Origin of the sequence: Promicromonospora iranensis, from assembly GCF_028994775.1 — a bacterium.
Lineage (GTDB): Bacteria > Actinomycetota > Actinomycetes > Actinomycetales > Cellulomonadaceae > Promicromonospora > Promicromonospora iranensis_A.
Window position 1 is genome coordinate 326051 of record NZ_JAJQMN010000005.1, and the last position, 12368, is coordinate 338418.

Annotated in this window: 12 protein-coding genes; 7 read left to right on the plus strand and 5 right to left on the minus strand. The window is 73.4% G+C overall.

The window, feature by feature from the left end:
* Window positions 1-22 precede the first annotated feature (22 nt).
* Together LUU90_RS11395 and LUU90_RS11400 are read right to left on the minus strand one after the other, a co-directional pair.
* Entirely contained in the window at window positions 23-1114 is a 1092-nt protein-coding gene (locus LUU90_RS11395) for a glycoside hydrolase family 43 protein (RefSeq protein ID WP_275003540.1), read from the minus strand.
* Between the two features lie 458 nt (window positions 1115-1572).
* Window positions 1573-2901 carry a PLP-dependent aminotransferase family protein gene (locus LUU90_RS11400; RefSeq protein ID WP_275003541.1) on the minus strand — a complete coding sequence of 443 codons (1329 nt, stop codon included), beginning with the start codon at window positions 2899-2901 and terminating at the stop codon, window positions 1573-1575.
* Between the two features lie 104 nt (window positions 2902-3005).
* Here LUU90_RS11400 and LUU90_RS11405 point away from each other — a divergent pair, with 104 nt between their 5' ends.
* Together LUU90_RS11405 and LUU90_RS11410 are read left to right on the plus strand one after the other, a co-directional pair.
* Window positions 3006-3686, plus strand: coding sequence for a pyridoxamine 5'-phosphate oxidase family protein (locus LUU90_RS11405; protein WP_275003542.1), 681 nt, complete (start codon window positions 3006-3008; stop codon window positions 3684-3686).
* Window positions 3687-3956: 270 nt separating this feature from the next.
* Complete coding sequence (locus LUU90_RS11410; RefSeq protein ID WP_275003543.1) at window positions 3957-4871, plus strand: DMT family transporter; 915 nt, start codon at window positions 3957-3959, stop codon at window positions 4869-4871.
* An 18-nt stretch (window positions 4872-4889) separates the two neighbouring features.
* On the opposite strand, the gene LUU90_RS11415 is transcribed toward LUU90_RS11410, so the two are convergent.
* The gene (locus tag LUU90_RS11415) at window positions 4890-5951 is read right to left on the minus strand and encodes a hypothetical protein (RefSeq protein ID WP_275003544.1); all 1062 of its coding nucleotides are present in this window, start codon (window positions 5949-5951) and stop codon (window positions 4890-4892) included.
* A 131-nt stretch (window positions 5952-6082) separates the two neighbouring features.
* On the opposite strand from LUU90_RS11415, the gene LUU90_RS11420 reads away from it, so the two are divergent.
* Entirely contained in the window at window positions 6083-6943 is an 861-nt protein-coding gene (locus tag LUU90_RS11420) for a class I SAM-dependent methyltransferase (RefSeq protein WP_275003545.1), read from the plus strand.
* The gene (locus tag LUU90_RS11425; RefSeq protein ID WP_275003546.1) at window positions 6940-7554 is read left to right on the plus strand and encodes a DinB family protein; all 615 of its coding nucleotides are present in this window, start codon (window positions 6940-6942) and stop codon (window positions 7552-7554) included. The genes LUU90_RS11420 and LUU90_RS11425 overlap by 4 nt, the downstream gene beginning before the upstream one ends.
* A 46-nt stretch (window positions 7555-7600) precedes the next feature.
* Here the strand turns inward: LUU90_RS11425 and LUU90_RS11430 are convergent, their stop codons facing one another.
* Both LUU90_RS11430 and LUU90_RS11435 read right to left on the minus strand, forming a co-directional pair.
* Complete coding sequence (locus LUU90_RS11430; RefSeq protein WP_275003547.1) at window positions 7601-8059, minus strand: hypothetical protein; 459 nt, start codon at window positions 8057-8059, stop codon at window positions 7601-7603.
* A gap of 50 nt (window positions 8060-8109) precedes the next feature.
* Window positions 8110-9030, minus strand: a complete 921-nt coding sequence (locus tag LUU90_RS11435) for a LysR family transcriptional regulator (protein WP_275003548.1) — start codon at window positions 9028-9030, stop codon at window positions 8110-8112.
* A gap of 95 nt (window positions 9031-9125) precedes the next feature.
* Here LUU90_RS11435 and LUU90_RS11440 point away from each other — a divergent pair, with 95 nt between their 5' ends.
* The 3 genes from LUU90_RS11440 to LUU90_RS11450 are packed head-to-tail and all read left to right on the plus strand — an operon-like array spanning window position 9126 to window position 12227.
* Window positions 9126-10121: a threonine ammonia-lyase gene (locus LUU90_RS11440; RefSeq protein ID WP_275003549.1), complete on the plus strand. Its 996-nt coding sequence runs from the start codon at window positions 9126-9128 to the stop codon at window positions 10119-10121.
* Window positions 10122-10162: 41 nt separating this feature from the next.
* Window positions 10163-10783 (plus strand): L-threonylcarbamoyladenylate synthase, encoded by a 621-nt coding sequence (locus tag LUU90_RS11445; protein WP_275003550.1) that lies wholly within the window; start codon window positions 10163-10165, stop codon window positions 10781-10783.
* Between the two features lie 10 nt (window positions 10784-10793).
* Window positions 10794-12227: a UTP--glucose-1-phosphate uridylyltransferase gene (locus tag LUU90_RS11450; RefSeq protein ID WP_275003551.1), complete on the plus strand. Its 1434-nt coding sequence runs from the start codon at window positions 10794-10796 to the stop codon at window positions 12225-12227.
* The last annotated feature ends 141 nt before the right edge of the window (window positions 12228-12368 follow it).

Below are 12368 nucleotides of genomic sequence, written 5' to 3' on the forward strand. Positions count from 1 at the left end.
AGAGTTGGGTCGCCCGGGTCGGCTACTCGCCCGACGGCGGCGTCAGCACCTGGCCGCTCGGCACCGGAGCACCGAAGCGCGGCGTGCCGTCGCTGTTCCAGGTGATGCGCTGCACGCGGGTCTGGCGTGTGTTGCCGCAGCCCTGGCTCGCGGTCGTGTTGCCGTGGTAGACGAGCCAGTCCTCGGTACCGTCCGGCGACGTGAAGAACCCGTTGTGGCCCGGCCCGTACACGCCGTTGCCTCGCTGGAGCACGGGCTGGGAGCTCTTGGTCCACGAGGCGGCCCGCAGCGGGTCGCTGCCGGTCAGCGTGAGCAGCCCGAGCTTGTAGTCAGGCGTGTTGCAGCTGGAGGCCGAATAGGTCATGAACGTGCGGCCATTTCGCTGCAGCACGGCCGGCGCCTCGTTGACCCGGCTGCCGATGGTCTCCCAGGCATGGCTCGGCTGGGCGATCGTGTAGCCGTTCGTGGACACCGTCCAGGGGTTCGACATGCGCGCGATCCGGACCGTCTGGTTCGGCCCGTTCCACTCCGACCAGACGAGGTACAGGCGCCCGTCGAGCTCGAGGTAGGTGCCGTCGATGTTCCACTGGTTCGGCAGCGGCGTGCCCATGAACTCGTACGGGCCCATCGGGGTGGGGCCGGTGGAGCGCAGCACGCGCAGCTTCTGCCCGTCCAGGTTGGTCTGGCTGTTGCCCGACGTGTACATGAGGTACCAGGTGCCGCCGATCCGGTGGAACTCGGGCGCCCAGTGGGAGCAGCACCGGTTGGCGACCCCGGCGTCGTTCCAGACCACCGTGTCCGAGGCGGTCTTCAGGCCCGCCAGCGTCGTGGCGCGCCGCATGATCACCGTGGAGTCCCACGTCGTGGTCGACAGGTAGTAGTAACCGTCCCAGTACTCGAGCCACGGGTCGGCGCCGTTGGACCGGATGGGGTTGGTGAGGTCAGCGGCCTGGGCCTGGGCCTGGACCGCAGGGTCGGCGGCAGCCTCGATGCCGGGCTGGTCGGTCTCGGGCTGGTCGGTCTCGGGTCGCGCGGACTCGGAGCGTGTGGCCGCGGCCTGTGCCGCCTCCTGCCGTGTGGTCTCGGGCGGGGGAGGGACCTGGGTGGTCGGCACGGCCTGGGCGGACAGGCCGGTCGCCGCGGTGACCAGGACGAGCGCACCCGCGAAGAGCGCACCGACCCGAGTCCGCCGCGCCGCGGGTGGCCGGTGGGGTGCTCGGGGCCGGGGCAGCGTCGGCGGCAGCTGAGCGGCTGAGGCCGGCCGCGGGCCTGATCCGGTGGTTCCTAACCTGTTGATACCTGGTCCGGTGATACCTGGTCCGGTGGCTCCTGACCCAGCAGGTGGGGCGTGCTCGTGATGGCGTGGCGTTCGCATGGCGGGCTCCTTGGCGTCGTTGCGGGAGGGCCGGGCGGCTCTGCCCGGCATCGCGATGTTAGCGCTCACATGGCGGGGCGAAAAGGGGTGCGAGCAACCGGTTTCCGACACGCCGCACAAGATCGCGTACACGCGGCGGCAGGTGTGCGGGCCACGGGCGAGCCCGCCGCCGAGGTTTGCGGCCGCGGTTTGCCGGATCAGCCCTCGGCCAGCCCGCCGACGATCGCGTCGAGCGCGCGGGCGAGCTCGACATCGGTCACCCCGCCGAAGCCCACGACGAGGCCGGTCCGGTCCGCTCTGCGGCAGTAGTCGGCAAGGAGCGGCACGTCGAAGCCGGCGGCGTGCCCGGCCGCGCGCGCCCGCTCGGCCGACGCGGGGTCGGTGAGCCATGTCGAGTACATCCCGGCGAGCGGACCCGCCGGCTGGGCGTGCGGCGCCAGCGCGGCCGCCACCCGTGGTGCCCGGTCCGCGTAGACGCGCCGGGCCGTGCGCACCACCTTGTCGACCCAGCCGTCGCGCAGCAGGGTCAGCAGGGCGTGCTGGCTGGGCCACGGTGGTGTGTCGTGCGTGACCGCGCGGCGCCGGACGAGGTCCTCGTTGAGCGACGGCGGCGCGACCAGCCAGCCCAGCCGCAGGCTCGGGCTCACCGACTTCGAGGCGGTGCCCAGGTACGCGACCCGCGACCGGTCGAGCGCGGCGAGGGCGGGTACGGGCGCGACGTCGTACCGGAACTCGGAGTCGTAGTCGTCCTCGACCACGACGGCGCCCGCGTCCCGGGCGGCCGCCAGGAGTGCGAGCCGGTCGGCCGCGGGCATGACCCGGCCCAGCGGGTGCTGGTGGGCGGGCGTGACGTACGCGGCGGCGCAGCCGGCCAGGTCCGTGACGGGCAGGAGCGCGGGATGGTCGACGACGGCACGTCCTGCCGACCGGACCGTCTCGACGGCCGCGCGGTAGCCGGGGTCCTCGACGAGGACGCCCCCGGGGCCCAGCGCGCCCAAAAGTTGCCGCAGTCCGTCCGTCGTGCCGGCGGTGACCAGGATCTCGTCGGGCTCCACGGTCAGCCCGCGGGTGCGGGCGAGCCGTTCGGCCAGGGCCTCCCGCAGGTCGGGCAGCCCGCGCGGGTCGGGGTAGCCCCGCGGCGGGACCGCGGCGGAGACCTCGCGCCAGGCCCGCCGCCAGCCTGCGAGGTGGCGCGGGTCGATCCACGGGGTGCCCGCGTCGAGGCGCACGTACTGCGGTTCGCGCGTCGCGGGCCACGGTGGGGGAGCGGCCGTGGGAAGAACCTCGCCGGACGCCACGAACGTGCCTGAACCCCGGCGCGTCTCGACCCAGGACTCGGCCAGGAGCTGGTCGTACGCCTGCTCGACGACGGCGCGCGCCACACCTAGGTCGGCCGCCAGGGCGCGGCTCGAGGGCAGGCGGTCGCCCGTCGTGAGCGTGCCGTCGGTCACGAGCCCCCGGACGGCGGCCGCGAGCTGCGCGGGAAGCGGCGTGGGGCGGGCGCGGTCGAGACGTACGGGGAGCATGAGCCTCTCTCGGGTGGGGTGATCGCGGAGGCGGGCAAGTGGCCTGTTCGAATCGTGGCGAACTGGCTCGTGTCCACCGGCCACTTTCGGGCCAGGCTAGCGGCATGACGACGCAGCATCTCTCACCGACCCCCCGCACCACCCCGACCCGCGGCCGGAACCGCCAGGTCGAGGACCGGCGTCGGCTCATGGCGCTGCTCTCCGACGCGCTCGTGGCGCACCTGGGTGTGGTCGCGGGAACGCATCCGGTGGTGCTGCCCACGGCCTTCGCCGTGGACGAGTCCGGACCCGACGCCGGCGGCACGCTCTACCTGCACGGGTCGGTCGCCGCGGGCTGGCTCGCGCCGGCGCTGGAGCAGGACGTCTGCGTCACCGTGACGGAGCTGGACGGCCTGGTCCTGGCGCGCACCGGCTTCCACCACTCGATGAACTACCGGTCGGCGGTGGTGATCGGGCGACCGCGCCAGGTCACGGACCCGGACGAACGGCGGCGGGCGCTCGACCTCGTCGTCGACCACATGATGCCCGGGCGGGCGGCGGCGTTGCCCCCGGCGACGCGCAAGGAGCTCGCGGCGACGGCCGTGATCGCGCTGCCGCTGGCCGAGGCCTCGATGAAGCAGCGCGCGGGCGGCGCCTCCCTGGAGCCGGGCGACCTGGAGCTCGCCGGCTGGGCCGGGCACGTGCCCGTGCGCCGGGTCGCGTCGGCGCCCGTGACCGAGGACTACGTGTCCGAGGTGGTGCCGGAGCACGTGCTCCGCCGCGTGAGGGAGCTCGGCCAGGCCTGACCCGCCGTCCGCGGACTCGCCGTCGGCCCTTCGTCTCGAAAGGGGGAAGAAGGGTCCGGACGGACGCGGACGGGCGCACCCCACCGACATCCCGACGGGCGCTGCTAGCATCCCGGTCGTGACTCCTCTTCGTTCCGTCCTGCCGCCCCCGGTCGTCTGACCGGAGCGGCACCACGACCGGCCCGCGCGGGCCGGCGCCGGGGCGTGCTCCACGACGATTCCCCGTCCCTCGGAACGGGCCGGAGCCTTCGGGACCGGCCAGGAGCACACATGTCATCAACTCGTATCTCATCGACTCGTATCGGGCTGCTCTTCGTCAGCCTCGCCGGAATCCTCTGGGGCACCGGCGGCCTCGCCCTCGAGATCCTCCGCGACCACTCGTCGATGTCCGTCCTCACGGTCAGCGCCTACCGCATGGCCATCGCGGCCGTCGCGCTGGTCGCGGCCTCGCTCGTCCTGCGCAGGGGACCACGGCTCGTGGCTCTCGTGCGGGCTCATCCGGTCCGCGCCGCCGTCGTCGGCCTGGGGACCGGTGCCTATCAGGCGTTGTACTTCGGCTCCGTGGCCACCGCCGGTGTCACGGTCGCCACGGTGGTCAGCCTGGGGCTGGCGCCGGTCCTGCTCGCCGTCGTCGACCTCGTGCGGGCACGACGCCGGACGGCGGCCCGCAGCACCGTCCGCCTGACGCTGGTCGTCGGCGCAGCGCTGTCCGGCCTCGTGCTGGTGAGTGCGTCGTCCGGTGCGAGCGCCGTCGGCCCGCGGCCCCTGCTCGGCCTGCTGCTCGCGATCGCTTCGGGTTCCGTCTACGCGGCGACGACGGCGCTCGGCGGCACGCTGCTCGCGTCGGACGGCGTGGACCCGCTCGCCCTGACGACGGTGGCGACGACGGCGGGCGCCGTCGGCCTGGTTCCCGTGGCGCTGGCGGGCGGCGGACCGTTCGTCACGAGCGACCCGACGACGCTCGCCACCCTCGCCTATCTCGGGATCTTCACGATGGCGCTGGCGTACGGCCTGTTCTACGCGGGCCTGCGGACCACGCGCAGCGGCGCGGCGGTCGTCGCGACCCTGCTGGAGCCGGTGACGGCGGCGGTCGCGGCGGCCGTCGTGCTGGGGGAGCGGCTCGGCCCGGTTGGGATCGTCGGGTCCGCGCTGATCCTGGCCGCCGTGGCGGGCCTGGAGGAATAGGTACGGGCCTGGCCGGCGTCAGGCGAACGACCAGCGTCCGCCCTGCTGCGGTCCCGGCCGCGCCGGGGCTGCGGCACCGTGGTCGACGGCGGCGATCTGACCGGTGTTGTACTGGTCGGCGATGTACTGGCTGAACTGGCCGGAGTCGGCGGTGTGCGCGGTGTCCACGTAGTCGTAGGTGCCGACCCCGGCCGGTGCCGCGTGGGCTTCCGCCACAGGCGCCCCATACCCGGCCGCATACCCGGCCGCGGCGGGCACCGGGGCGTAGCCACCCGTGTCGTAGGCCGAGGTCTGACCGGACCCGTAGTCCAGCTCCGAGCCCGCCGCGTACTGGGGCTCGTAACCTGCCTGCTGCGCGGCAGGCTGCCACCGGTCGGTCTGGGGGTTCGGTGCGTCGAACGTGGACGCCGCGGCGACCCGCTGCGACGTCGCGACGGGCGAGGCCGCCAAGCGTGCTGCTTGCTGGGCTGCCGCTTCCTGCGCTGCCGCCCGCCGGGCTGCCGCCTGCCTGGCCACGGCCTGCTGAGCCGCTGTCTGCTGGGCTGCCGTCTGCCCTGCCGCCGCTTCGCGTGCCGCCGCCTCCTGCGCCGCGGCCTGCTGGGCCGCGTACCGCTGGGCGGCGAAGAGCGCGGACGCGCCGGCGTCGGGCTGCACACCGTTCAGCTCACCGTGGATGCGTCCGGCGAGGTTCGCGGCGATGGCGAAGCGCAGCGGCGCGAGAGAGCTGACGGACATGGTGCCCGTGACGGCCGGGGGCGGCAGGAAGGCGAAGACCTCGTCCTCGCCCAGGCTCAGCCCTTGTCCGAGCGCGGCGTTCAGGGTCTCCTCGAGCAGGTACTCGGCGCGCCCGTCGGGGCCCTCGAGGTCGGCGAACATGCCCTCCATGGAGTCCCAGCAGCGATCGAGCGTGCCCTCCACGCTGTCGAGGAACCACCAGCCGTCGGCGGACTCGAGGAACATGTCGCCGAAGCAGGACGCGAAGCGCGGGGTCTTGTCACCGGTCCCGATCCACGACCAGGACGACAGCGCGAAATCATAGGCGTCAGGTGCGAATTCTCGGATCAGGTGCACCTTGCGCATGTTGCCATGCTCACACTCCGAGCAAAAGAGGCGAACCGGACACGTAACGATTCGGCGCGGGTGAATTGCTCAAGTGTTTTCCTCCCGGAAACATGTGGCGGCCCCTTCGACGGCGCCGCTACGGTCCCGCCATGGGGAGCGACCAGCGGGACAGCGGCGGGACCGGGCGGTATGCCACCGAGCAGAGCAGTGTCGACGCCCGGGTCCAGGAGTACTACTCCGGGCGGACGGGCTGGGACGAGCACGCGCGCCTGACGGTCGGCTCGGCGCAGGGCCCGGTGGAGCACACCCGGACCCAGGAGCTGATCCGGCAGCGGCTCGCGCCCGGCGCACGGGTGCTCGACGTCGGCGGCGCCACCGGGGTGCACGCGGCGCCGCTGGCGGACGACGGCTACGACGTCGTGCTGGTCGACCCGGTCGCCGCCCAGGTCGCACGCGCCGCTGCGCACGGCACCTTCGAGGCGCGGGTCGGGGATGCCCGGGACCTGGCCGGAGCGGGGCTGGGCCTCGGCGACGACGACTTCGACGCCGTGCTGCTCCTCGGTCCGCTCTACCACCTCGCGACCCGGGCCGACCGGCTGCTCGCCCTGCGCGAGGCGGTGCGGGTGACGCGTCCGGGCGGCACGGTGGTCGCGGCCGGGATCACCCGGCTCGCGGCGCTCGTCGGCGGCGGCTACGCGACGTTCGGCCCGCCGGCCTGGCAGGCGGTCCTGGAGCACGGTCAGGCCCCGGACGACATCGTGTTCCCCGCAGCCCACTTCCACGACGCGGCCGAGCTCGCCGCGGAGGCGACAGAGGCCGGCCTGTCCGACGTCGTCGTGCACGGCGTCGAGGGGCCCGCCGGCGGCGCCCTGGAACGGGTCCGGCTCGACGCCCCCGAGGCGCCGGAGCTGATCGGCGCCGCGCTCACGATCGCCCGCGCGCTGTCGACGACGCCGGGGGTCACCGACATGAGCCAGCACGTTCTGGCGATCGGTACGGTCAGTGCATGAGCTCCCAGCCCACTACGCAGCCCAGCACGCAGCCGAGCACGCAGCCGACCGTGCCCGACGCCGGCGGCAGCGTCGTCCCCCGGACCGACCCGCCGCTCGCCGCCGACGAGGTGACGATGCTGCGGTCGTTCATCACCTTCTACCGCGCCACGATCCGCCGTCAGTGCGAGGGCCTGACGGCGGAGCAGCTGCGCACGCCGCTCCCGCCGTCGACCATGACGCTGGCCGGGATGCTCAAGCACCTGGCCTACGTCGAGGACGTCTGGTTCAACGTGCGGCTGGCGGGCAACGAGCCGGCCCCGCCGTGGGACACGGTCGACTGGGCGGCCGACGCCGACTGGGACTGGCACAGCGCCCTCGAGGACACACCCGAGCAGCTCACCGCCGTGTTCGACGACGCCGTCGCGGCCTCCGACCGGATCCTCGACGAGGTGCTTGGCGAGACGCCGCCGGACGGCGCGGGAGTCCTGGACCGGACCACCGTGCGCCCGGGGCGCAGCGGCTACATCTCCCTGCGCTGGATCCTCGTGCACATGGTGGAGGAGTACTCCCGGCACGCGGGGCACGCCGACCTGCTGCGGGAGGCGCTGGACGGCGCCACCGACCTCTGAGCGCCACCGACCTCCGAGCGGCTCGGCGTGCCTCGGGCCGGAGACCCTAGAGCAGGAGCCAGGCGTAGTCGGCGGCCTCGAGCACTATCCAGAACCGGAAGAACCGCCCGACCAGCCCGGTGCCGATGAACAGCCACAGCCGCACGCGCAGCACGCCCGCGACCACCGACATCACCATGAACGGCGGCAGACCGGCGAACGCCGAGGCGAGCAGCACGACGCCCATGTAGACGGGGCGGCCGTCGGTGCGGTCGCGCCAGCGGGCCATCGCGGCGGCCGGCTTCGGGGACTCCAGCTTGTGGCGCAGCCACGGCAGGCGGGTGGTCCCGGCGCCGGCCCAGTACCAGAGCAGCTTGCCGGCGACCTGGCCGGTGGCGGCCACGGCGGCCAGCACCATGCTCGGGTAGGTGTTGTCGGTGGCGGCGACCACCAGGTACGCCTCGAGCGCCAGGAACGCCGCGACGGCGGCGCCCGCGGAGTAGAAGAAGGTGGACAGCAGGAGCATCGGGGCCGTCGTCCGTCCTCAGCCGGCCGGGCACGCGTGGGTGGCCTGGATCACAGGGGGACGTTAGCGCCTGCGGCGACGAGCTGCCGAATCAGCGCCGCCGCCGGGGGAGCGGGCGGGCCCACGGTGAGGGCCATGACCCGGCGGACGGCGCCCTGCAGCGGAGCGAAGGCGATCCCGGGGTTCCGGTGGGCGCGGAGCGTGAGCCCGGGCAGCAGGCTCACGCCCGCACCGGCGGCGACCAGGGCCTGGACCGCCACGTAGTCGTCGGTCTCGAACGCGATCCGCGGGGCGAATCCCACGGCGGCGCAGCGGGCGACCATGTCCGCCCGGCACCGTTCGCAGCCGGCGATCCACTCCGCGTCGTCGAGCAGCTTCAGGTCGGGTACGAAGCCGGGCACGGGAGCCGCGTCGAGATCGATCGCGGTCACGAGGTTGACCGGGTCGTCGAGGATCGTCGTCGCCTCGTAGCGCGACAGGTCCTCCATGGAGCGGGCGTGCCGCACGTCGGTGTGCTCGAACACCAGCGCGACGTCGACGGCGCCCGACTGCAGGGCGTCGACGGCGTCCGGCGGCTCGTGCTCCACCAGGCCGACGGAGAGGCCCGGGTGCTCCTGCTGGAGTCGCGCGACGGCGTCGGGCACGACGGTGGCCAGGGCGGAGGGGAACGCCGCGAGGCGGGCGCGGCCCGCACGCAGGCCGGCCAGCGCGTCGAGCTCACGGCGGGCGCCCTCGACCCGGCCGAGGATCTCCTCGGCCCGGGTCGCGAGCAGGCGGCCGGCCTCCGTGAGGCGGACGCCGCGGCCGTGCCGCTGCAGCAGCGGGATCCCGGCGTCGGCCTCCAGGCGGGACAGGTGATGGCTCACCGAGGGCTGCGCGTAGTGCAGCTCCTTCGCTGCCGCCGTGACGGAACCGGTACGGGCCACCGCCGCGAGGACGCGCAGCCGGGTGAGGTCGAGCTCTGCGGTCATGTCCCCAGGCTAACGCAGAAAGATAGGTGACATCGATCGAAAGTCTTCGTAACAGGTATTAGACCTATGGGTCATGTCCGGGTCACGCTGGATCCATGACGCTCGCGACCCTGCCGCCCCGCCACTCGCCAGCGGCCCTCCCCACCATCGCCGACATCCTCGCCGCCCAGGCCCGCCTGGAGGGCACCGTGGTGCGCACCCCCGTCGGCCAGTACGCGGAGCTCGACCGGGCCGCCGACGCCGCGATCGTCGTCAAGCACGAGAACCAGCAGCGCACCGGAGCCTTCAAGGCCCGCGGCGCCGGCAACCTCCTGCTCTCCATGACGGAGACCGAACGCGCCCACGGCGTCGTCGCCTACTCCACCGGCAACCACGCCCAAGGGGTCGCCTACGCCGCCCGGCTCACCGACACCGCCTGCACCATCGTCATGCCCGACGACCCCAACCCCGTCAAGCTGCGCGCCGTCCTCGACCAGGGCGCCGACGTGCTCCTGCACGGCGCCACCTTCGACGACGCCCGCGCCCGGGCCACCGAGCTCGCCCAGGAGTCGGGCGCCCGCCTCGTCGGCGCCGCCAACGAGCCCGACATCATCGCCGGCGTCGGCACCCTCTACCTCGAGCTGTTCCAGCAGGCACCGGGCCTCGACGTCCTCGTCGTGCCCGTCGGCGGCGGGTCCGGCGCCGCCGCGGCCGGCCTCGTGGCAACCGCCGTCGCCCCCGGCACTGCCGTGATCGGCGTCCAGTCCGCCGCGTCACCCGCCGCCCACGACTCCTGGCACACCGGAACGCTCGCCCAGCGCGCCAACACCACCCGCGCCGAAGGCCTCGCCGTCGGCTGCGGGTTCGAGGTCACCCAGGCGCTCATGCGCGACCACCTCACCGACTTCGTCCTCGTCACCGACGACCAGATCACCGCCGCCCAGCACCTCTACCTCACCGGCGCGCACACCGTCGCCGAAGGTGCCGGAGCGGCGGCGCTCGCGGCCGTCCTGGCCGATCCGGGTCGCTTCGCGGGCCGCCGTGTCGGCGTCGTGTGCACCGGCGGGAACGCCAGCGGTGACGAGCTGCGGCGCGCCCTCTCTGCCGGCTGAGTACTGCGCGCGGACCCGCGTGCCGCACTAGGCTCGGTGGCATGGCCCGCTACTTCGACGTCCACCCCGTCGACCCCCAGCCGCGCACGATCGCGCAGGTCGTCGCCATGCTCCGCGACGACGCCCTGGTCGCCTACCCGACCGACTCCTCCTACGCGCTGGGCTGCCGCATGGACTACCACGCCGGCGCGGACCGCATCCGCAGCATCCGCAAGCTCGACGACAAGCACCACTTCACGCTGGTGTGCTCGGACTTCGCTCAGCTGGGCCAGCTCGTGAAGCTCGACAACTCGGCGTTCCGGGCCATCAAGTCCGCCACGCCAGGGGCGTACACGTTCATCCTCCCGGCCACCGCCGAGGTGCCCCGCAGGCTTGCCCACCCCAAGAAGAAGACGGTGGGCGTGCGCATCCCGGACTCTGCCGTCACGCAGGCGCTGCTGCGCGAGCTGGGGGAGCCGCTGCTGTCCTCGACGCTGATCCTGCCGGACCAGGCCGAGCCGCTGACCGATGGCTGGACCATCAAGGAAGAGCTCGACCACGTGCTCGACGCCGTCGTCGACGGCGGGGACGCCGGGACCGAGCCGACCACCGTCGTCGACTGGTCCGACGGGTTCCCCGACGTCGTCCGCGTCGGTGCCGGCGACCCCTCGCGCTTCGAATAACCTGGGCCTCATGACGGACCCCACCGGGCTCGAGCAGGCCCGCACCAAGATGACCGAAGCCGGCGTAGCACCTGCCGCCATCGAGACGTTCACGCGGTTCTACCACCTGCTGCAGTCGGGTGAGAGCGGCCTGATCCGCGAGGACGACGTCGACCCGCTCGTCGACATCCCGAACCGCGCGGAGCTGACGATCAGCGACGACGCCGCGGCAGACGCCTTGGCGAGGACCGCGATGCTCAAGCTCAACGGCGGGCTCGGCACGTCCATGGGCATGGACCAGGCGAAGTCGCTGCTGCCGGTCCGGGTCGCGCCGGGCGCGGCTGACGGCGCGGGTCCGGTCGGCGGTGAGCCCGAGATGCTCACGTTCCTCGACATCATCGTCGGTCAGGTCCGGGCGGCCCGGCAGGCCACCGGAGCCCGTCTCCCGCTGCTGTTCATGAACTCCTTCCGCACGCGCGAGGACTCCCTTGCGGCGCTGGAGCGCTACCCGGACATCGCGGTCGACGGGCTGCCCGTCGACTTCCTGCAGAACCGCGAACCCAAGCTCCTCGCCGACGACCTGACGCCCGTCACCTGGGAGAAGGACCCTGACCTCGAGTGGTGCCCGCCCGGGCACGGCGACCTGTACCCGGCGCTGCACGCGTCGGGCGTCGTCGTCGCGCTGCTGGAGGCCGGCTTCCGGTACATGTGCGTCTCCAACTCCGACAACCTGGGTGCCACGCCGGACGCCACGATCGCCGGCTGGTTCGCAGCGTCCGGCGCCCCGTACGCCGCCGAGCTCTGCCGCAAGACGCCGGCCGACGTCAAGGGCGGCCAGCTCGTGGTCCGCAAGAGCGACGGCCGCATCGTCCAGCGCGAGACGGCGCAGACCCACCCCGACGACGTCGCCGTCTCCCTCGACGCGACGCGCCACCCGTTCTTCCACACGAACAACCTCTGGTTCGACCTCGAGGCGCTGGCCGCCGAGCTGGAGCGGACCTCGGGTGTGCTGGAGCTGCCGCTGATCCGCAACGACAAGACCGTCGACCCCTCCGACCCGTCGTCGCCCAAGGTGGTGCAGATCGAGTCCGCGATGGGCGCGGCGGTCGCCGTCTTCGAGGGCGCGACGGCGATCGAGGTGGAGCGGTCGCGGTTCCTGCCCGTGAAGACGACCAACGACCTGCTCGTGCTGCGCTCGGACGTCTACGACCTGACGCCGGACTACCGGCTCGAGGCGCAGGCCCTCGCGCCGCTCGTGGACCTCGACAAGGACTACTACAAGCTCATCGACGGCTTCACCCAGCGGTTCGCCGCGGGTGCGCCGTCGCTGCGGGACGCCGACTCCCTGACCGTCCGCGGCGACTGGACCTTCGGGTCGGGCGTGCGGGCCGAGGGCAAGGCGCAGCTCGCCGGCGAGGGTGGCACGGTGCCCGACGGCGCGACGGTGGGTCCGGACGGCATCTGACGGGCGCGGGCGCCGTGGGTGCGTGGGTGCGGGCGGTGGTCGCCGGCGCGGCGCGCCGGGCCCAGCGTGGTCGGTAGAACGTCGGGTGGTCGGCAGAACGTCAGGTAGTCGGTACCTCGGAATACCGACTACCTGACGTTC